General features: G+C 64.3%; 18 protein-coding genes, 2 pseudogenes and 1 riboswitch. Of the genes and pseudogenes, 10 read left to right on the top strand and 10 right to left on the bottom strand.

The genetic code is table 11. From position 1 onward, the window contains the following. Positions 1-80: 80 nt before the first annotated feature. From CVV68_RS00085 to CVV68_RS00065, 5 genes are all read right to left on the bottom strand, one after another. A complete protein-coding gene (locus CVV68_RS00085) occupies positions 81-626 on the bottom strand; it encodes a DUF1990 domain-containing protein (protein ID WP_245933242.1) in 546 nt (181 codons plus the stop codon). Between the two features lie 10 nt (positions 627-636). Continuing rightward, entirely contained in the window at positions 637-1,044 is a 408-nt protein-coding gene (locus CVV68_RS00080; protein ID WP_110498978.1) for an MmcQ/YjbR family DNA-binding protein, read from the bottom strand. Further along, positions 1,041-1,661: a dihydrofolate reductase family protein gene (locus CVV68_RS00075; RefSeq protein ID WP_110498977.1), complete on the bottom strand. Its 621-nt coding sequence runs from the start codon at positions 1,659-1,661 to the stop codon at positions 1,041-1,043. Before CVV68_RS00075 ends, CVV68_RS00080 begins: the two co-directional genes overlap by 4 nt. 75 nt (positions 1,662-1,736) lie before the next feature. Further along, positions 1,737-2,627, bottom strand: coding sequence for a polysaccharide deacetylase family protein (locus CVV68_RS00070; protein WP_110498976.1), 891 nt, complete (start codon positions 2,625-2,627; stop codon positions 1,737-1,739). A 20-nt stretch (positions 2,628-2,647) separates the two neighbouring features. Then, a complete protein-coding gene (locus CVV68_RS00065; RefSeq protein ID WP_110498975.1) occupies positions 2,648-3,064 on the bottom strand; it encodes a CoA-binding protein in 417 nt (138 codons plus the stop codon). Between the two features lie 317 nt (positions 3,065-3,381). On the opposite strand from CVV68_RS00065, the pseudogene acs reads away from it, so the two are divergent. From acs to CVV68_RS00035, 7 genes and pseudogenes are all read left to right on the top strand, one after another. Then, positions 3,382-5,360, top strand: a pseudogene (gene acs / locus CVV68_RS00060) (acetate--CoA ligase). A gap of 170 nt (positions 5,361-5,530) precedes the next feature. Continuing rightward, positions 5,531-5,627: riboswitch (SAM riboswitch) on the top strand. Between the two features lie 46 nt (positions 5,628-5,673). Next, a complete protein-coding gene (gene sfnG, locus CVV68_RS00055; protein WP_211320670.1) occupies positions 5,674-6,903 on the top strand; it encodes a dimethylsulfone monooxygenase SfnG in 1,230 nt (409 codons plus the stop codon). Continuing rightward, positions 6,903-8,258: an O-acetylhomoserine aminocarboxypropyltransferase/cysteine synthase family protein gene (locus CVV68_RS00050; protein WP_245933241.1), complete on the top strand. Its 1,356-nt coding sequence runs from the start codon at positions 6,903-6,905 to the stop codon at positions 8,256-8,258. Before sfnG ends, CVV68_RS00050 begins: the two co-directional genes overlap by 1 nt. Further along, positions 8,255-8,749 (top strand): CoA-binding protein, encoded by a 495-nt coding sequence (locus CVV68_RS00045; protein WP_110498974.1) that lies wholly within the window; start codon positions 8,255-8,257, stop codon positions 8,747-8,749. Before CVV68_RS00050 ends, CVV68_RS00045 begins: the two co-directional genes overlap by 4 nt. Before the next feature lie 9 nt (positions 8,750-8,758). Next, positions 8,759-8,902 (top strand): hypothetical protein, encoded by a 144-nt coding sequence (locus CVV68_RS23315; RefSeq protein WP_170133035.1) that lies wholly within the window; start codon positions 8,759-8,761, stop codon positions 8,900-8,902. A gap of 33 nt (positions 8,903-8,935) precedes the next feature. Then, a pseudogene (locus CVV68_RS00040) lies at positions 8,936-12,009 on the top strand (Tn3 family transposase). Between the two features lie 128 nt (positions 12,010-12,137). Further along, the gene (locus tag CVV68_RS00035) at positions 12,138-12,749 is read left to right on the top strand and encodes a recombinase family protein (protein WP_245933240.1); all 612 of its coding nucleotides are present in this window, start codon (positions 12,138-12,140) and stop codon (positions 12,747-12,749) included. Between the two features lie 194 nt (positions 12,750-12,943). On the opposite strand, the gene CVV68_RS23020 is transcribed toward CVV68_RS00035, so the two are convergent. Next, entirely contained in the window at positions 12,944-13,348 is a 405-nt protein-coding gene (locus tag CVV68_RS23020; protein ID WP_146238775.1) for a hypothetical protein, read from the bottom strand. A 10-nt stretch (positions 13,349-13,358) separates the two neighbouring features. Then, positions 13,359-13,937 carry a hypothetical protein gene (locus tag CVV68_RS00030; RefSeq protein ID WP_110498972.1) on the bottom strand — a complete coding sequence of 193 codons (579 nt, stop codon included), beginning with the start codon at positions 13,935-13,937 and terminating at the stop codon, positions 13,359-13,361. Positions 13,938-14,208: 271 nt separating this feature from the next. Here CVV68_RS00030 and CVV68_RS00025 point away from each other — a divergent pair, with 271 nt between their 5' ends. Continuing rightward, the gene (locus tag CVV68_RS00025) at positions 14,209-15,366 is read left to right on the top strand and encodes a cobalamin-independent methionine synthase II family protein (protein WP_110498971.1); all 1,158 of its coding nucleotides are present in this window, start codon (positions 14,209-14,211) and stop codon (positions 15,364-15,366) included. Between the two features lies 1 nt (position 15,367). On the opposite strand, the gene CVV68_RS00020 is transcribed toward CVV68_RS00025, so the two are convergent. The 3 genes from CVV68_RS00020 to CVV68_RS00010 all read right to left on the bottom strand — a co-directional run bounded on the left by CVV68_RS00020 (position 15,368) and on the right by CVV68_RS00010 (position 18,287). Continuing rightward, positions 15,368-15,883 carry an SUKH-4 family immunity protein gene (locus tag CVV68_RS00020; RefSeq protein WP_110498970.1) on the bottom strand — a complete coding sequence of 172 codons (516 nt, stop codon included), beginning with the start codon at positions 15,881-15,883 and terminating at the stop codon, positions 15,368-15,370. Positions 15,884-15,946: 63 nt separating this feature from the next. Then, positions 15,947-16,753 (bottom strand): carbon-nitrogen hydrolase family protein, encoded by an 807-nt coding sequence (locus CVV68_RS00015; protein WP_110498969.1) that lies wholly within the window; start codon positions 16,751-16,753, stop codon positions 15,947-15,949. Positions 16,754-16,976: 223 nt separating this feature from the next. Then, complete coding sequence (locus CVV68_RS00010; protein ID WP_110499322.1) at positions 16,977-18,287, bottom strand: adenylosuccinate synthase; 1,311 nt, start codon at positions 18,285-18,287, stop codon at positions 16,977-16,979. 568 nt (positions 18,288-18,855) lie between these two features. Here CVV68_RS00010 and CVV68_RS23015 point away from each other — a divergent pair. Together CVV68_RS23015 and CVV68_RS00005 are read left to right on the top strand one after the other, a co-directional pair. Next, a complete protein-coding gene (locus CVV68_RS23015; protein ID WP_146238774.1) occupies positions 18,856-19,341 on the top strand; it encodes a hypothetical protein in 486 nt (161 codons plus the stop codon). A gap of 308 nt (positions 19,342-19,649) precedes the next feature. Beyond that, the gene (locus tag CVV68_RS00005) at positions 19,650-20,771 is read left to right on the top strand and encodes an epoxide hydrolase family protein (RefSeq protein WP_110498968.1); all 1,122 of its coding nucleotides are present in this window, start codon (positions 19,650-19,652) and stop codon (positions 20,769-20,771) included. Positions 20,772-20,904: the final 133 nt, after the last annotated feature.

The following is a 20,904-nucleotide window of genomic DNA, read 5'->3' as shown; positions in this document are numbered from 1 at the left end:
CTATGTTGCAGTTGTTGGACCAAAATCGGTGATTTCACCCGTATTTGGTCCAACAACTGCAACACAGATTTAACGGCTATTTAAGACACCAGTGACCTGGCGGCGTGGAGGTAAGACCTGGTGACGTTGCGCTGGGTCAGCTTCGTGACCGGCGAACCCAGCCTGAACAACAGTCCCGAAGGCCGGCTGAAGGCCAGGAGACGGAAGTACACGCCGCCGTCGGACGCCTTCATGGCCAAAAAAGCCTCCTCGCCCAACGCCGGATGCCCGGGGAGCGTGCCGTAGCCGAACCCGGCCAGATCCACTTCGGTGCCGTCGCTGCGCAGCACGCCGGTGGGCTCCAGCGCCCAGACCACCTCGCACGGAACCGGCAGCCGGAGATCGCCGACGCCGAACCCGCTCACCACCCGCGCCCCGACCACGGCCCGTGGCGGCGCAGTAACCCGCAGGCCCGCCCGCCGCTGGATCTGCCACGTCATGATGCCCTCGGCCAGCGCCTTGAACGCGGCGTCGCCCGCGCCTACCCGGATTTGCCGGTCCACGTGGTCAAAGCCGACCGGCCACGAGCCGGAGCCCGTGGGCTCTTCGGCATTAAGGCGGGTCCTGCCCAACTCCGGGTAGTTCAAGCCGCTTCGGCTATTTTTTTGCAACACGGGTACTCCAGTCCAAGGCAATTTGTTGTTTTTGCGAGAGCCCTGCCACTACCAGATCGTAGGAATCCTCCAGCATGTCCAACACCATGTCCGGGGCCACCACGGAACAGTCAACGGTGTTCCAGTGCCGCTTGTTCAGGTGGTAGCCCGGGATGATGCCCGGGTTGGCGGTGCGCAGCTGCGCAGCCAGCAGGGGATCGCACTTCAGGCTGATGGACAGCGCTTGCAGGTTGAGGTCGCCCAGTGCAAACACCTTTCCCGCCCACTTGTCACCGCCGCTGCTGGGCGCCTTGACCTTGAATACGGAGGTTTCCGGGCCGAATGGAAAGTCCTCGTAGGCGCCGGGGAATGTCAGCGCCGCCGCCCGGAGCCCGTCCGCCGAGAGGTTCACGACCGCTCCGCCGGGGTGGAGGCTGCCGGCTGCGTCATTGTGGGGGCATCTGCGGCGGCCGGCATCTTTCGCACACCATATGTCAGCTGCGCGAACTGTCCGTGCCTGCCTGCAGAGAGCAGTTCCAGGCGGTCCGGGCCCAAGCTGCGCGGGAGCAGCGGGACGCCGCCTGTCAGGACCGCGGGGGCAACGGTGATGACCAGTTCGTCCAGCGCGCCAATGTCCAGGAACTGGCCGGCAACACCGCCGCCGCCCACCACCCACACGTCCAATTCGCCGGCGGCCACCAGAATTTCCGGCAGGGCGTCAGCGACGGATCCACGGACAAACCGCACGTCGGCGCCGTCGGGCACGGGCAGTTCGCGGGACGTGAAAACGTAAGTGGGCCTGTTCCCGTAGTACTGCGGCCACTTTTCCGGGTTCTCCAACAGCTTTTCCTCCCGCAGCACCCATTCGTAGGTGGTGGAGCCTTCCACAAAGACGCCCATGCCTTCCATGAAGGCCGCAATGTCCGGGGCGCCGGCGTCGTCGACGGCAAAGAGCCAGGCGAGGGAGTTGTCCGCATCGGCAAGGAAGCCGTTGAGCGTGCTGGCCGTGTAGTAAACAATCCTCGTCATGGGCCCAACGCTACCGGACTCCGGCCGTCGGGGCCGCGAAAATCACCCGATGCAAAGCTGGCCCAACGGCGTCCATTACTTCACGCCCAGGTAGTCCTCCAGCAGCACAGGCTTCAGCCCGGCAGCCTTGGCCGCCTTGACGAAGGCCCCCAGGTCCGCCGGAAATTCGGGCCGGAAGTGCATCAGCACAATCTCTCCCGGGCGCAGCGCGTCCCCTACCTGGTACTGCATGGACCGCGCATTCGCCTTCGCTTCCCAGTCCACAATGGCCTTCATGCCGCATTCCGCCGCGGCCCTGCGCACCGCCATCGTGTACGGGCCTCCCGGCGGGCGGAACAGCACGGGCCGCCGGCCGAAATACTTTTCCTCGTAGTCCGCCATGCCGCAGATCTCGGCCTTCACCTGGCCGTAGGGGAGGTTGATGAAGCCCAGGTTGTGGGTCATGGTGTGGTCTTCGATGAGGAACCCGGCGTCGAGGTAGGCCTGGTAAAAGTCCGAGTGCCCGGCAATGAAGGTGTGCGCCAAAAACAACGACGCCTTGATGCCGTTCTTCTCCAGCAGCGCCAGGTCCGATTCCCGCTTCACCGCGCCGTCGTCGATGGTCAGGAACACCACCTTTTGCTCGGTGGGAATCTTGGTGATGACCGGGACCATGCCGTCTTCAATGGGCGGCAGCGTGTAGTCGGGCACCAGCCCGCCCAAGGTGCTGCGGCGGCCGGTTTTCGGGTCCACCGCAGCGGCCGTTGGCGTGTTCGACGCCGGAGCGCCCGTTGCGCTGGCGCCCCCGGGTGCCGCCGTGGTTGCGGAAGACGCCAAAGGCAGGGGGGACGTGTCGGTGCCGGCCGGCGTCGTGGTTCCGCTTGCAAAGTGCAGGGCCCCAAAGACCAGCGCAGAGAACACCACCAGCACGGCGGCCAGTGCTATCCACCGGGGGGTGTTGGATTCCGTGTGGAGGTGACGGGGCATGGGTGCTTTCCTGTGGGAACTTACAGGCCCATCGCTGCGGCCTCAATTTTCGGGCAGGTGTCCATGACGACGTCGAGGCCGGCATCCGCTGCGCGCCGGGCGGCGGCTTCGTCGATCACGCCCAGTTGCAGCCAGACTGCCTTGGCACCGACCGCAATGGCCTGGTCCACCACCGATCCTACTTTTGTCGAGTTCACAAAGCAGTCAACGACATCAAGGTGTCCCGGGATTTCTGCCAGGGTCTTGTATCCCTTGGCGCCATGGACGTCGTCGCCCTTGAGGCTGACCGGGATGATCTCCTGGCCCAGATGCTGCTGCAGGAACAGGGACACCCCCACCGCCGCGCGTAGCGGGTTGTTGGACAGCCCGACTACCGCCCAGCGGGCCGGCGTGGCCAGCAGGCGGCGGATGGTGGCGGGATCGTTGACGTGTGCCATGGACCGAGTGTATGCCCTCCGGCGGCGGTCCGGCCGGAGGGCTTGTTACGATTCGCGAACCGCCCGATTTCAGCCGGTCGGAGAGGGGGCATAGGCTGGTTCCGACCATCCCGAGCGGCCGAGAGATCTGGCTCAGCGACGCCGCAGCAACCCTGGTCGGCACCATTTTTTGGGCGCCGATGCCGGCAAGGTGCTACCGCCAGGAGTCGATGGAGTGTTGCCATGTCTGCCTTGCTGTTGCCGCCCGCCAGTCCCACCTTGCTGGACCCGCAGGGAACGCCCGACTTGGGCCTGGCCGAGAAGTGGGCGGTGCGCCGATGATCCTACAAGGAGCGCTTGACGAAGAAAACCGCCTCGATTTTTGGGCGGCCGCGGCGGACAGGCTCGAGTGGGCCGAACCTTGGCACACCGTCCACGACTCCACGCCGGCGGACCCGACGGCCAGGCGCGGACCGCAACTGCGCTGGTTTGACGGCGGAAAACTCAATGCGGCAGTGAACTGCGCTGACCGGCACGTGGCGGCCGGCAACGGAGAGCGGATCGCACTGCATTTCGAGGGTGAACCCGGAGACCGCCGGAGCGTCAGCTACCTCGAACTGACCGGGCTTGTCAGCCAGGCCGCCAACGCGCTCGAAGCCCTGGGCATCGGCCGGGGCGACCGCGTGGTCATCTACCTGCCCGTGCTGGTGGAAACCGTGGTCATCACGCTTGCCTGCGCCCGGATCGGGGCCGTGCACTCACTCGTGTTCGGCGGCTTTTCGGCCGAGGCCCTTAAATTCCGCGTCGAGGACACGGGCGCCAAGCTGCTCGTCACCACCGACGGCCAGTACCGCCGCGGCACGGCTGTGCCCGTCAAGGCCAACGCCGACACGGCTGTGGGTGGGCGCAACGCCATCGAACACGTGCTGGTCATCAACCGCACCACCGCCCCCGACGCGCTGGACTCCGTGCCGTGGACGCCGGGCCGGGACATCTGGTGGCACGACGCCGTCGACACGGCTCCGCGCACCCACCGTGCAGAGGCGTTTGACGCCGAGACCCCCCTGTTCATCATGTACACCTCCGGCACCACCGGCCAGCCCAAGGGCCTGGTCCACACCACCGGCGGCTACCTGGTCCAGGCCTCCTGGAGCCACGAGTTCCTGTTCAGCAACCCCGACCCGGCCCAGCGTGCCGGCGACGTCCACTGGTGCACGGCGGACCTCGCCTGGGTCACGGCACACACCTACGAGATCTACGGACCGCTGTCCAACGGCGTCACCCAGGTCATCTACGAGGGGGTGCCCAACGCCCCGCACCCGGGCCGCCACTTTGAAATCATCGAACGCTACAAGGTCACCAGCTACTACACCGCACCCACCCTGGTGCGCTCCCTGATGGGCTGGTTCCCCGAGGGCATCCCGGCAAAATACGAGCTCTCCTCCATCCGGCTGGCCGGAACAGTGGGCGAGGCCGTCAACCCGGAGGCGTGGCGCTGGCTGCGCAGCCAGGTGGGGCGCGATTCACTGGTCCCCGGCGATCCTTCGCGCGGCATCCCCATGGTGGACACGTGGTGGCAGTCGGAAACCGGCGCCACGATCCTCTCCCCCCGCCAGGACGACACGGCCTTCAAGCCGGGCTGCGGCACCCGTGCGCTGCCCGGCGTCGCGGTGGATGTGGTGGACGACGGCGGCAGCACCGTCCCAGCCAGCGTGCAGGGGAACATTGTGCTCACCTCACCAGCACGGGCCCGGCCATGGCCCGCACCGTCTGGGGCAACCCGGAACGGTACTACAGCTCCTACTGGGAAAAGTATGCGCAGCAGGGCTGGTTCCTGGCCGGCGACGGCGCCCGTTTCGACGGCGACGGGGACATCTGGATCCTGGGGCGGACGGACGACGTCATCAACATTTCCGGGCACCGGCTCTCCACGATTGAAATCGAGTCGGCGCTGGTATCCCATCCCGGCGTCGTGGAGGCAGGGGTGTGCCACACCGTCGATGCGAAGACGGGGCATGCGGCAACGGCGTTCGTGGTGCCGCACGACATGTCTCTGATCGGTGGGGGCACGGCTGCTTTGACGCCGAAGCAGCAAACCACGGCCGCGGAGCTGCGGGCTCACGTGGCCTCGCAGATCGGTCCCATCGCGAAGCCGCGCGACATTGTGTTTGTTCCCGACGTGCCCAAGACCCGGTCCGGAAAAATCATGCGCCGGCTGCTGACGCAGCTGTTTGAGGGCGCCGCCCTGGGTGACACCACGAGCCTGCAAAACGAGGACTGCATCCCAGAGATCCAGCGGATCTGCGGGGCTCGGTAGACCCGTCCCCGGCCAAGGGGCAGGAATCCGCTGCGGGCAATTTCCAAGGTCTACACGGACCAGCCCCGCCGGGAAGGGACGGGTCAGCGCATAGTTCGGGCCGGAACCCAAATAGCGCAATGTGGCTAAACATTCTTTGGCGTAACCGACTTATGTTGTCACAATGAATGCAACCATCCCGAGCGGCCGAGAGATCTGGCTCTTTGACGCCGCAGCAACCGCCCACAGTCCGTGCAGGTGAGGTGCTACCGCCAGAAACGATGGAGAGCGCATTCGCTTTTCCTTCCGCGAGCACACCAAGAAGGAGCATGCCATGACCCCCATAGCCGCCTCGCCCGAAGCCCTGGCCACACCGCTGAAGTTTGCCTACTGGGTGCCGAACGTCTCCGGCGGCCTGGTCGTCTCCACGATCGAACAGCGCACCGGCTGGGACTTTGAGTACAACAAGAAGCTGGCCCGCATCGCGGAAAACTCCGGCTTCGAGTACGCCCTGACGCAGGCCCGCTACGCGGCCAGCTACGGCGCCGACCAGCAGCACGAGGCCACCAGCTTCTCGCTGGCACTGCTGGGCGCCACCGAACGGCTGAAGGTCATCGCCGCCGTCCACCCCGGCATGTGGCACCCGGGCGTGCTGGCCAAGTTCATGATCACCGCCGACCACCTCTCCGGCGGGCGCGCCGCGGTCAATATTGTCTCCGGCTGGCTCAAGGACGAGTTCGTGAACTTTGGCCTCGACTGGCTGGACCATGACGAGCGCTATGTGCGCACCGAGGAGTTCATCCGCGTGCTGCGGGGGCTCTGGACCGAGCAAAACTTCTCGCAGTCCGGCAAGTACTACAACATCAACGACTTCACCCTCAAACCCGCCCCCATTGACGTGCCCGGACGCCCCCACCCGGAGATCTTCTTTGGCGGGAACTCCACCGCCGCCCAGGCCACGGCGGGCCGGGTGGCCGACTGGTACTTCTCCAACGGGCGGACGCTGGAGGGCTATGCGGAAAACGTCAACGGAGTGCTGGCCGCGGCTGCCGAGTCCGGGCGCACCCCCCGCTTCGGGCTCAACGGCTTCGTCATTGCCCGGGACACGGAAAAGGAAGCCAGGGACACGCTGCGCGAGATCGTCGAAAAGGCGCACCGCCCCGCCGTCGAAGGCTTCGCCGCCTCAGTGAAGGAGGCCGGCGCCTCCACCAAGGACGGCAAGGGGATGTGGGCCGACGCCTCCTACGAGGACCTGGTCCAGTACAACGACGGCTTCAAGACCGGCCTGATCGGCACACCCGAACAGATCGCCGAGCGGGTTGTGGAGTACAAGAAGTCCGGCGTGAACCTGCTGCTGACCTGCTACCTGCACTTCCAGGAGGAGGTGGCCTCGTTTGGGCGCGACGTGCTGCCGATCGTCCGCGAGCTCGAAGCCGGCCTCGCCCGCAAGCACGGCACCGAGCTGGACACCTCCCTGCTCCCCCTCAGCCCCCTCACCTCGCAAGCCCGGCCAGGGAACCCTGCCGACGTGGCCCCAGCGGTTCCGGCAGGGGCACTCGCCTGATGGCCGAGCACCAGTTTGGCTTCCGCACCCGCGCCCTGCACGCCGGCGGCACGCCCGACGCCGTGCACGGCGCCCGTGCCGTGCCCATCTATCAGACCACCTCGTTCGTGTTCAAGGACACCGACGACGCCGCCAACCTGTTTGCGCTGCAAAAGTACGGCAACATCTACTCCCGGATCGGCAACCCCACCGTGGCCGCCTTCGAGGAGCGCATCGCGTCGCTGGAGGGTGGCATCGGGGCGGTTGCGACGTCGTCGGGCATGGCCGCGGAATTCATTACCTTTGCCGCGCTGGCCGGGTCCGGCGACCACATCGTGGCGTCGTCAAAGCTGTACGGCGGCACCATCACCCAGCTCGACGTGACCCTGCGCCGTTTCGGGGTGGACACCACCTTCATCGACTCGACCGACCCGGCCGATTTCGCCGCCGCGATCCGGGAAAATACGAAGGCCGTGTACACGGAGATCGTGGCCAACCCTTCCGGGGACATCGCCGACCTGGAGGGGCTGGCTGCCGTGGCGCACGACGCCGGCGTCCCCCTGGTGGTCGACGCCACGCTCAGCACGCCATACCTGATCAGGCCGATCGAGTTCGGCGCAGACATCGTCATCCACTCCGCCACGAAGTTCCTCGGTGGGCACGGCACCACCCTGGGCGGCGTCGTCGTCGAATCCGGGCGATTCAACTGGGGCAACGGCAGGTTCCCGTCCATGACCGAACCCGTCGCCTCCTATGGCAATGTGTCCTGGTGGGGAAACTTTGGCGAATATGGATTCCTGACGAAGCTGCGCTCCGAGCAGCTGCGCGACATCGGCCCGGCTCTGTCCGCCCAGTCCGCTTTCCAGCTGCTGCAGGGCGTGGAGACGCTGCCGCAGCGCATGGACGAGCACCTGCGCAACGCCGCCGCCGTCGCCGAATGGCTCGACGCCGACGAGCGCGTGTCCTGGGTCAACTTCGCCGGACTGCCCGGCCACCCCCACTACGAGCGAGGCCGGTGGTACCTGCCCAACGGCGTCGGCTCCGTGTTCGCCTTCGGTGTCCGCGGCGGGCGGGCGGCGGGCAAGGTGTTCATCGACGCACTGCAGCTGGCCAGCCACCTGGCCAACATAGGCGACTCGCGCACCCTGGTCCTGCACCCCGGCTCCACCACCCACCAGCAACTCTCCGCCGAGCAGCTCGACGCGGCCGGCGTGCCCGAGGACCTGATCCGCATTTCGGTGGGCCTCGAGGACATTGCCGACATCCTGTGGGACCTGGACCAGGCGCTCACGGCCGCCCAGGAATCGCAGGCCGACGTCAAAGACACCGGACGCGCAGACGCGGCGTCCTCCTGCCGGATCGGGGCAACCGCATGAGCACCACAGAACGAAGCTGGGAGGGCCCGTCTGCCCCTGAACGGCTGGCCATCCTGCGCAAGACGCAGTCCATCGCCATTGTGGGGGCCTCGGACAAGCCGTCCCGCGCCAGCTATTTCGTGGCCACGTACCTGCTCTCCTCGAGCCGCTACCGGGTGTATTTTGTGAACCCCGTGGCGAAGGAAATCCTGGGCCGGCCGGTGTACAAGTCGCTGGCAGAGCTGCCCGAGGTCCCGGACCTGGTGGACGTTTTCCGCCGGCACGACGACCTCCCCACCGTGCTCGAGGAGACACTTGCCGCCGGCGCCAAGACGCTGTGGCTGCAGCTGGGTTCCTGGCACGAGGAGGTCGCCGCGACGGCCGAGGCCGCCGGGCTGGACGTGGTCATGGACCGCTGCGTGAAGATCGAACACGCCCGCTTCCACGGCGGGCTGAACCTGGCCGGCTTCGACACCGGCGTCATCTCGTCCAAGCGCCAGCTGCTCGCCTAGGAGTCACCCATGTCCTTAAACACAGACCACATCCGCACCACGCATGCCGGCTCCCTGCCCCGCACCCCGGCCCTTCTCGCGGCCAATGCCGAGCGCGAGGCCAGTGGCGACACTGCCGAGTACGGGGTCTTGGTAGTAATGGAACAGGATTGAACGCTAAGCCTCGTGGTTCGGTAATGTGAGGGCATGCCGGTGGAATTCCTCAGCGATGAACAGGCCGCTCGGTTTGGGCGGTTTAAGGGCGAGCTGTCGCAGGCGGATCTGGAGCGGTTCTTCCATCTCGATGATGCCGACCGGGATTTGATCACCGTTCGACGCGGTGATCACAACAGGCTGGGGTTCGCGGTGCAGCTGGGGACGGTCCGCTTCCTGGGGGCGTTCCTCTCTGATTCGCTTGACGTTCCGCGGGGCGTCGTTGACTATCTCGCAGCCCAGCTCAAGATTACGGATCCCTCGGTCGTAAAGAAGTACCCTCAGCGGGCGCCGACGGTCCACGGGCATGCACGCGAGATCCGGACGGCCTACGGGTACCGCGACTTGGCGGGAGAGTTGACCGAAGAACTGACGCTGTTCGTATATTCCCGTGCCTGGACGTACGGTGAAGGGCTGGCCGTGTTGTTCGATCACGCGACGGCATGGCTTCGCCGGGAGCGGGTGCTGCTGCCCGGCGTGAGCGTGCTGGCGCGGCTGGTGGCAGCGGCACGTGAGCGGTCCATCGCCCGCCTTCACGAGGTCATCGCGGCGGCTTCCGCTGCCAAGGATCCGGGGTTGCCTGCGGTGCTGCGGGGTCTGCTGAGCGCTGACCAGGGTGAGCGGACGAGCCGGTTGGAAGTGTTGCGGGTAGGGCCTGTGAGGGTGTCCGGTCCGGAGCTGGACAAGGCGCTGCAGCGGGTTGCCGCGGTGCGGATGCTCGGTACAGGTGAGGTCGACTTATCCGGCCTGCCGGTGGCGCGGGTGAGGGCTTTGGCCCGGTACGGGTTGGGCGCGAAGGCACAGTCGTTGCACCGGTTGGCCGAACCACGGCGGACGGCGACGCTGGTCGCGACTGTGGCGGCGTTGGAGGCCGACTCCGTCGATGACGCACTGGACTTGTTCGATTTGCTCATGGCCACGAAGGTCCTAGGACCCTCGCGCCGTGCAGCGGCCGCGGAGCGGTTGGCGAAGTTGCCGGAGTTGGAGAAGGCCTCCAGCGTCCTGGCCCGGGTCGGGCAGACTCTGTTGCGCGTCCTTGCGGAATCCGGGGAACAGATTGGTGTTGCGGCAGCGTGGGCAGCTCTGGAACAGGTCGCTGGCCGTGATCGGATCGCCGACGCGGTGGCGAGGGTGGATGAACTCGTCCCTGACGCTTCCGGCGCTGAGGGCGCGATGCGCGAGCAGATGGCACGCCGGTTCCGCACCGTGGCGCCGTTCCTGCAAATGTTGTCCACCACGATCCCGTGGGGTGCGACCGCTGCCGGGCAGCCCGTTCTCGACGCCCTGGCCACCTTGGACACGCTGCGCGGTCGGCGAAAGGTCCGGCGGGAGGAAATCGAGGAAACCCTCGTGCCGGCCTCGTGGCGAGCCGCAGTGTTCGGTCGCGCCGAGGAGGTCACAGTGGACCGGGACGCGTGGGTCGTGTGCGTGCTGGAGCTGCTGCGCTCGTCCCTGCGTCGCCGGGACGTGTTCGCCACGACCTCGAACCGGTGGGGCGACCCGCGCGCACAGCTGCTCGACGGCCCCGCATGGGACGCGGCTCGTGGGCAGGCGCTACGGTCGTTGAGCCTAGACGGCACTGTGAGCGGGCACCTGGCTGGCAAAGTTGAACTGCTGGACGCCGCCTGGCGGGCCCTGGCGGACGCGATCACCGACGCTGGCCCGCCAGGCGGCGTGCGGCTGACGGAGACCGAAGACGGCAAGGTCAAACTCTCGGTCGCACGGCTGGACGCCCTTGAGGTACCGAAGTCCCTGACCCGGTTGCGGACACAGGTGGCGGGCTTGCTTCCTCAGGTGGACCTACCCGAGATCCTGCTCGAGGTGCATTCCTGGACCGGATTCCTTCACGCCTACACCCACGTCTCAGGTGCCGGCTCGCGCATGAGCGACTTGCCGGTCTCGGTGGCCGCGGTGCTGATCGCCGAGGCCTGCAACGTGGGGCTGACACCGGTGGCTGCTGAGGGGCACGCGGCATTGACTCGCGACCGGCTGGGGCATGTGCAGGCGAACTACGTGCGCACCGAAACCCACGCAGACGCCAACGCACTGCTCATCGAGGCGCAGGCCCTGGTACCGATCGTGGGCTGGTGGGGTGGCGGACTGCTGGCCTCGGTCGACGGGCTGTGCTTCGTAGTCCCCGTGCGGACGATCAACGCTGCCCCGAACCCGAAGTACTTCGGCCACGGTCGTGGCCTGACCTGGTTCAACGCCGTCAACGACCAGGTCGCCGGCATCGGCGCCCTCGTCGTGCCAGGTACGGTGCGTGACTCACTCTACGTGCTGGACACCATACTCAACCTCGACGGTGGACCCAAACCCGAGATGGTCGCTTCCGACACCGCGTCCTATTCCGACATGGTCTTCGGGATCTTCACCCTGCTCGGCTATCGGTTCTCACCACGGATCGCCGACCTCGCGGACCAGCGACTGTGGCGCGCCACCGTTCCCGGCCGGGCACCTAGCGACTACCGGACGCTGAACGACGTCGCCCGGCACAAGGTCAACATGGACAAGATCACCACTCACTGGGAGGACATGACCCGTGTGGCGGCGTCCTTGGCCACCGGAACGGTCCGCGCGTACGACGTGCTGCGCATGCTCACCCGGGAGAATGGGTCGCCGAATCCGCTTGGCGCCGCTATCACCGAGTACGGGCGTATCGCCAAGACGCTGCACCTGCTCGCCCTGGTTGATCCCCTGGACGAGACATACCGGCGTTCGATCAACACCCAGCTCACCGTCCAAGAATCCCGCCACCGCCTGGCCAGGGCAATCTTCCACGGCCGGCGCGGACAAATCTACCAGCGTTACCGCGAAGGCAAGAAGACCAGCTCGGCGCACTTGGCCTCGTGCTTAACGCCGTCGTTCTGTGGAACACCCGCTACATCGACTTCGCCGTGTCAGCCCTGCGCGCTGCCGGACAAGAGATGTCCGAAACTGACATTGCCCGATTGTCCCCGCTCGGGGACGTCCACATCAACATGCTGGGCCGCTACGCCTTCACCACTCCAACTCCCAACACGCTACGGCCCCTGCGGGAGGAAGCAGCGCATCCCAGCGAAGACTGATCGGATGCCGCCCTCGTTCAGAAAACGTTCGATAACTGAACAACCAGCCCTGCCCGCCTCAACCGGCGCAAAATTCGGTCCCGGTGTTCAAAAACCCGTTCAACAACATGTAGACTTCAGCCTACTTGTTGGACACATTTATTGAACAAATCGGAGACGTTATGGCGCTGGTGGGACTGGTGCGAGTCAGTACGAGCAGGCAGGAGACCGCGCGCCAGCACGACGCCCTCGACCCGATCTGTGAGCGCGTCTTCGAGGAGAAAGTCAGCGGCAAGCTTGCGATCGACGCCCGTCCAGGGCTTACAGCAGCGATCGACTACATGCGGGGCGGGGACATGCTCACCGTGCAGGAAGTCGACCGACTTGGCCGCAACCTCCTCGAGGGACTGATCGTGCTCACCGATCTGTTCTCCCGCGGGATCGCAGTCAAAGTCCTCGAGGGGATCGCCGCCGGAGAACACACCGAACGCAACCTCATCCTCGATCTGGCACTCGCCCTGGCCGAAGACCGCCGACGCGACATCGTCCGCAAAACCCGCAACGGACTCGATGCAGCTCGCAGACGCGGCCGGACCGGAGGTCGGCCCCGCGTAGTCGACGCGGACAAGCGCCGCATCATCATCGCCCGCCACCTCGACGGCGAGTCCATCCGCACCATCGCCGGTGCCACCAAGCTCTCCATCGGCACCGTCCACAACGTAGTCACAGAACACAGGGACACTACAGCACCGAGAGCTTAGCGTTCAATCCTCTCCATTACTACCAAGACCCCCACATCCCCAGCGGAACGGGGACAAACAGCCCGATCTGATGCCAAGCATCGGCTTCAGGCTGGGCATGTTTGGACTCGGACTTCGGTCTGGATCGGCAGCGCAGTCAGGGAATTCGTAAGGTCGCACCGGTTTTTGATTGGCGCTCCGAACCTACATGGCGACTAGAAAGGTGTTCCACCTTTGAATGAAGCGATTTCCCCAGACCATTTTATACTTGGGAATTGACGGTTTAGCGCATCGAATAGTTCGTGGTCAAATTTCTTGCCCGGGGGTGACGGCTCGATCAAGTCACCCAAGATAAACCCGCTGGACGCTTCAACTTGATTAGATTGGTTTTGAAGCCCCTGTTCAAGGGCTGTGACCGAGTAGATGCGGCCAGCAAGGATCCCGAAATGATCTTTATAGATCACCGCAACAAAATCTTCATTAAGGGCAACTGCATGAATGAATCTTACGCGGCCCAAAATCTTGGGATCGATAGAAGCGAAAGCTGGCTCGAAAGACTCAGCCCACGCAGTAGATCTTGGCGGGTGGGAAACTTCTTGAGGTATGGTTTCAGGACTCAACTCTTGACCGTCACTTCCTCGAGGCGAAAGATTCGTTAACTACCTTGAAGTCTTGCTGCTGCTTCATGTAGGACTTACTGTCGACCACGCTTCCGAGTTTCATGGGCTGGTAGCTTAGGTATGACTGGTCTGAAGTGGTCACAGGTTGACTCTCCGGCAATGTACCCGGATTTGCCATCGACGAGGGTGCCGCCGCACGGGCTGACCCACCATTAGCAAGCCCGATCGTAACCCAGCTGGGACATTTGATGTACCCAATGCAGTATGCCGTCTTAAGCCCAAGAACTCCGCCAACAGGCTGATTGTAGTAGACCGAGTAGGAGCCCTTATTGGAAACGGTGAGGACCTTGATGCTCTCCGTTACTTTACAGGTGCTGCCGGAGCAAACGATCTTATTCGCATATGCCGATGTGGCCCAGTCATTTCCCTGCCATGCGCCTGGACCGCCCATGGCAAACTGAATTGCGGCGATGCTGGTGATGTTGTGCTTCCAGTAGACTTTGTCCCAACCGAACCCTTGGTCCGCAGTGGCGTCATAGAATCCACGGCGGATAGGAAACTTAAACCCGCTGCCATAGGCGTAGGCCATGACCTGATTGGTTGGGTATCAGGGCGGTGGTGGAGCCGCCGAAGCGGGAGAGGTAACCACAAGTGGTGAAGCCAGGATCAGCATCGCGAGACTGGCAGTAAGTATTTTTCGAAAAAACTTCACAATATCCCCCATGGTTTGAATTGCAATTCGTGCACTTGGCCCTGCAGACGCACGAATCTGAGCCAAGATAATGCAGGCTAGCACGTACCTCCACGTCCAAGATAGGATTACGTGCTTTTCGGCTCGAAAGACGTCCTGATGGTCCTCAATGCCGAGCACCGAAAGCTTAGCGTTCAATCCTGTTCCACTACTACCAAGACCCCAGTACCAGGCACTGCTCGCAGAGTCCGTAGTGGACATCGTGGCGCGCCAACAGGCCGCCGGAATCGACATCCCCAACGACGGCGAATACGGCCACACCATGTCCAGTTCCGTCGACTACGGCGCCTGGTGGAACTATTCCTTCAGCCGACTCGGTGGACTTGAGGCAACCACCGTGGACCGCTGGGCCGACGCTGCCGTGCACCGCTCCACGCCCGGCAACGTGGTGTTGACCTCCTTCCCGGACCGCCGCGACCGGCAGAAGTTTATCGACGCCTACAGCGATCCCGCGTCGGGCATCCTGACCCACCGCAAGGCCACCACACAGCCGAAGATCGTTGGGCCGCTCACGTACACCGGCCACGCCCAAGTCGCCTCTGATGTGGCCAATCTGGGCACGGGCCTGGCCGGGGCGGGCCTGGCCGAAGGCTTCATGGCCGCCTTGTCGCCCGGTTCCTGCGCCCGGCTGGCCAACGAGTACTACGCCACCGATGAGGAACTGCTGTACGCCTGTGCCGACGCCATGCGCGAGGAGTACAAGGCAATCATCGACGCCGGCCTGACGGTCCAGCTCGATGACCCGTCACTGGCCGAAAGTTGGGACCACATCAACCCGGAACCGGCACTCGCGGACTACAAGAAGTTCATCCAGTTACGGGTCGAGGCCACCAATTACGCCCTGCGCGGCCTGCCGCAGGACAAAATCCGGCTGCACGTGTGCTGGGGCTCCTGGCACGGGCCGCACACCACGGACATCCCCTTTGCCGACATCCTCGAGGAGGTGCTGGCCGTCAATGCCGGCGCGTACTCCTTTGAGGCCGCAAACGTCCGCCATGAGCATGAATGGAAGATTTGGCGGGACACCAAACTGCCGGAGGGAAAATCCATCATTCCGGGCGTGGTCTCCCACGCCACGAACGTGGTGGAACACCCGGAACTGGTGGCGGACCGCATAGGGCGCTTTGCCTCCGTGGTGGGCCGCGAGGCCGTCATCGCGTCCACCGACTGCGGCCTGGGCGGCCGCGTCCACCCACTGATCGCAGAAGCCAAGCTGGCGGCACTGGGACAGGGCGCGCAAATCGCCTCAAACCGCCTCTGGAAGTAGGCTAGGCGACGCTGAACGACTCGTCGGCGCCGGGGCGGTCGTTGTCGCCGGTGTCGGTTACCGGCTCGTCCTCTTCCTCGTCCTCGAGGTCGTCGATGTCCACATAGTCGCCGCTGGTCAGTTCCTCCGTGTAGAGGGACCAAAACTCGTTGGGGCCGGCAGCCGCGGGGTCGATCACCTTCAGCTGCGATTCGAACGACTTCCGGACCTCGGAGAACTCTTCGTCGTCCTCAGGCCCGGGCGCATCACGGTCAATGGAACCCCACGCGGCAACAATTTGCGCCAAGGCATCCAGGTTGGAGGCGATGAGGGATTCGTCGTCTTCGCAGACAAACAACACCGCGCCCTTCTTCCGGTCAACCACCACAAACTGGAAGTCGCCGTCGTTGCACACCACGGCGCGGCCGGCCGGATCATTGATGTAGGGCGGTCTCAGCCATGTGCCATCCATCGGCATGTCTTCCAAGGCCGATGGGTGCATCGGCTCAAGTGCCGCCCAAATCCTGGAATCGTTCATGACTTCCTCCTGCCCTTAATCCCGACACTAACCACACTGGCGCGCGCCGTCAATGGAACATCGTTACCCCGCCGGCACCACCACGGCATTGTTTTCAAACCGGCGGTTGCGCAGCACCGGCAGGAATTCGCGCACTTCCTCAATGCGCTTGTGCGTGACATCCGCCGTGGCCACGCCCTCGGCCTCATCGGCCAGGAATTCCTGCGGTATGCCCATGGGGTCCAGCACCGCCGAATGGCCGATGCAGTGGTCGCTGGAGGTGCCCGCCGCCGCGATCCACACCGTGTTTTCAATGGCGCGGGCCTTCAGCAGCGTCTCCCAATGCTCCACCTTGTGGTCCCCCTTGAACCAGGCTGCGGCAACGCAGATCAGGTCAGCCCCCGCCAGCGCCAGCGCCCGGGCCTGCTCCGGGAAGCGGATGTCGTAGCAGGTCATGATGCCCACCTGAAAGCCGCCGATTTCCACCAGGGTCACGCCGTCGTCGCCGGGCTTGATCTTGCGTGATTCCTGGTAGGAGAACGCGTCGTAGAGGTGGAGCTTGCGGTAGGTGCCCAGAATGGCGCCGTCCTCGTCCACGGCCACCAGAGTGTTGTAGGGCCGGGCCTCGCCGCTGGATTCATATCCGCCGGCTATGACGGCGATGCCGACGTCGGCGGCAATGTGGGAGACGCCCTGGACAAAGGTGGTCCATTGCGCGTCCACGGCCGCGACGAAGGCGCCCGCCACCCGACCCACGGAAAACATGGATTCCTCGGGGAAAACGATCAGGCGCCCGCCGTCCGCCCGGGCTTCCGCGGCCAGCCGACGCATCACGGCGAGGTTGCCGGCAACCTCCCCGCCCGGGTTGAACTGTCCGACACTGACCTTCATGGCAACTCCCTCACACCGTGGCTTTTTCTGATTCCAGCGTAGTCGCTTTCCGCCAACAAAAAGGGAGGGACGACGGCGGAATTTGCGTTCCGACGTCGTCTCTCCCAGGTGCCGCTGGTGTTGGCCCACGCGTCCGAGGGACCTAACAGGTGCTCGCTAGCGAGCTTCTGTTTGGGAGGACGTGGATGGGCCCACGCGTCCGAGGGGCCCGAACAGGTGCTCGCTAGCGAGCTTCTGTTTGGGAGGACGTGGGGATGAGCTCGTGCCGCACGATGGTCTGGTCGCGGTCCGGGCCAACACCAATGGCCGAGATCCGGGTGCCGGACATGCCCTCCAGCGCGAGGATGTAATTGCGCGCGTTCTCCGGCAGGTCCTCCATGGTGCGCGAGCCGGTGATGTCTTCCGTCCAGCCCGGGAAATACTCAAAGATGGGCTTGGCGTGGTGGAAGTCGGTCTGCGTCATGGGCATCTCGTCGAAGCGCACGCCGTCGACATCATAGGCGACGCAGACCGGGATCTGCTCAATGCCGGTGAGCACATCCAGCTTCGTGACAAAGTAGTCGGTGAAGCCGTTGACGCGTGAGGCGTGCCGGGCCAGGAGTGCGTCGTACCAGCCGCAGCGGCGCGGGCGTCCGGTGTTGACGCCGAACTCGCCGCCGGTCTTCTGCAGGTAGATGCCCATCTCGTCGAAGAGCTCGGTGGGGAACGGTCCGGCGCCGACGCGCGTGGTGTAGGCCTTGATGATGCCCACGGCGCGGGAGATGCGGGTGGGCCCGATGCCGGAGCCCACGGATGCGCCACCGGCCGTTGGGTTGGACGAGGTCACGAACGGGTAGGTGCCGTGGTCGACGTCCAGGAAGGTAGCCTGGCCGCCTTCCATTAGCACCACTTCGCCGCGGTCCAGGGCCTCGTTCAACACGTAGGTTGCATCGATGACCATGGGGCGCAGGCGCTCGGCGAAGGCCGTGAAATACTCCACGGTCTCGTCAATGTCCACGGCGCGGCGATTGTAGACCTTGACCAGCAGCTCGTTCTTTTGCTTGAGCGAGCCTTCCACCTTTTGGCGCAGGATCGATTCGTCAAACACATCCTGGACGCGGATGCCCAGGCGTGCCACCTTGTCCATGTAGGCCGGGCCGATGCCGCGGCCGGTGGTGCCAATGGCGCGCTTGCCCAGGAAACGCTCGGTCACCTTGTCCAGCACCTGATGGTACGGGGCAACCAGGTGCGCGTTGGCGGAAATCCGCAGCTTGGACGTATCCGCGCCGCGCGCCTGCAGGCCCTCGATCTCCTCAAACAACGCCTCCAGGTTCACCACGCAGCCGTTGCCGATGATGGGTGTGGCGTTGGGGCTCAAAATGCCGGCGGGAAGGAGCTTGAGCTCGTACTTCTCACCGCCTACGACCACGGTGTGCCCGGCGTTGTTGCCGCCGTTTGGTTTCACCACATAGTCGACCAGGCCGCCCAAAAGATCAGTGGCCTTGCCCTTGCCCTCGTCGCCCCACTGGGCGCCGACGATCACGATTGCTGGCATGGGATCCTCCCCCTTGCTCATAAAGTTGAGCCGGTCGGTGCAGGATTCGGCGGAACGTTCCGCCGTACACCGTCCGGACACGAAAATACCCCTTGGCCATCGCAGGCCGGTTCCAGCGTGGCTGTACCCGGGCAGGCGATCAAGGGGGTCTTGCGTCCTGAGTTTACCGGAACGGTGCGGCAGGCGCACCTTGAGTGGTGGAATGGACGACGCCGGCGCGCGCCTGTGCCTTGCGGCCCGCCTCTGCCGCGCGCGGGTTTGGGCACGCTGCGGGCCCAGACGGGGTGGTGGGATCTGAGGATGATCCGTACGGAAATTCACGCTAAGAGGATCAAGCGGCACGAAATGTACCGATTAGCACCCCTTCACCGGACAGGTCCTACGGGACGGTGCCAGTCCAGGGAACGCAACGACCCAGTTCCCGGGCCGTTGTGACCGGTGGAGGACCGGCATACGGACACTTTGCCAACGTCTATACGGGACACCCCTTTCGGGACGATGCGACTGCGCCTGTATGGTGAATTGAGATGGCGTAGTGTGCTTTCTGGTCTGGCGTTAGGGTGGGTTAATGACGACGATTATTTCAGCCCCTGGTGATCTCATTATTGCGACCAGCGATGGCATAGATGTGCGTTTTGCCGGTGTAGCTCCAACATTCCTACTTCCACCAGGAGTAGGCGAAGTTCCAGGAAGTGGAGGCGTTGTCGTGTATTTTGAGGGCGTGCCGAGCCTTGAGACTCGCCATCGGGACCAACGCCATCTCAAGGAAATAGATCAATGGGCGGAGCGTCGAAAACTTCACGGCACCGAGGCGGCCGGGCGATTCCCAATCATGCCCGGAGAGCCGGTTCTTGAACGGGTCAAAGTACGGATCTCGGACGATGTAGGTACTGAATACCGCTGGGTCGGTGGGAAAGTGGCCGGTACCGGGACCGAGTGGGATGGGTGCTGGGGTTACGCTCCTGAACCGCCGATGAGTGCACGGCTCCTCAATTTTGAGTTCACCCTTGATGGCGAGCCCACAGGGAAGCGCTGCCAGGTGCAGCTCAACTAAGTCTCACCCTGGTGCGCCCAGTCACGATTCCGTCTTGTAGGGAGGACTGACACGGCCCGTTTCAGTACGGCCGGACGACGTTGCAGTCTGTTGGCAGGGCCAGTTCGCGCGAGAAATCCGGACCACCATGCCGCCGCGCAACAGATGCTGCTACGAAGTCGGTGCTCAAGCATCACTGGCATCAGATAGCCACATCTGCCCCGCTCACCGTTCGGCTATCGAACACGAGGTGACGTCCGCTGCGGGCGCTAACTTGTGAGAGTTTTGTTATGAAGAGTGGTCTACCTTGCGATATGAAATGAGCACCCATGCCTCCCCCGTCTTCCCTCAATGTCAGCGATCAAGACATCGACGATCTGTACCACCGACTCCGGGGCACACGCTGGGCGGAGCGCTGGCCATCGACGAGTTGGGAAGCGGGCACTGACGATGGCGAGCTCCGTCGCTTAGTCGCCTACTGGCTGGACGATTTCAATTGGGATGCGCAACAACGGCGAATCGAGGCCCAGCCCTGGCGCACAGCCGATATCGATGGTACCGCCATCACGTACCTTCGATTCGACGCAGAGACCCAAGGGGACCTCCCGATCATCCTTACTAACGGCTGGCCAAGCACGGCACTCGAGCTCGTGGAACTTGCCCAGCGCTTGGCGACACCCTCACGTTTCGGCGGCGACCCCAGTAGCTCCATCACCGTGATTGTCCCAGCACTGCCAGGGCTGCCCTTCTCCCCGCAACGCCCCACTTTTGGCGAACAGACCCACGAGCTCTGGCATCAACTTATGACCGACCACCTCGGTTTCACCCGGTACGCCGCACATGGTGGCGACCTCGGGGCCGGCATCACCTCACGGCTTGCCCAAGCCCACCCCGAAGCGGTCGCGGGTATCCACCTCTTGGCAGTCGCAGCCCCACGCCACCTCGAAGCGACAACACTTACCGCACAAGAACGAGAACACCTGATCCGGGTTGACGCGTGGCTCGCAACAGAGGGCGCGTACCAACACCAGCAACAAACGCGACCGCTCACGCTTGCACCAGCACTGTCCGACTCGCCGGTGGGGCTACTATCATGGATACTCGAAAAGCACCGGGCCTGGAGCGACTGCGCAGGAGATGTCTCGACACGATTCAGCGACGACTACCTAATCACTCTCGCCTCCGTCTACTGGTTCACAAACTCCATAGGGACCTCATTGCGCCCCTACTACGAGTACGCAGCCGGCTTCACCACCCGCGTAGACCGCGTGATCGTTCCGACCGCCCTGGCCCTCTTCCCCCACGATCTTGCCAACCCACCCCGCAGTTGGGCAGAACGAACGTACAACGTAAAGCAATACACGCTCATGCCCCGCGGCGGACACTTCGCTCCCCACGAAGAACCAGCCCTCCTGGCTGCCGACATCATCGCCTTCCTGCAGACACTATGACCCGAGGGTGAGCGGCATGGGAACCCGAACGGACCATGCCGCAGAGGGTTCCGCATACGGACTGCGCTGCTGCCACCGCATCAATGGCATCGGACTTTCCCCTCCCCCTCCGGGAGGTCCTGCGTGGGGGCCG

It is taken from the genome of Arthrobacter livingstonensis (assembly GCF_003219815.1).
Taxonomy (GTDB): domain Bacteria; phylum Actinomycetota; class Actinomycetes; order Actinomycetales; family Micrococcaceae; genus Specibacter; species Specibacter livingstonensis.
This window is presented reverse-complemented; position numbering and strand designations above follow the sequence as displayed.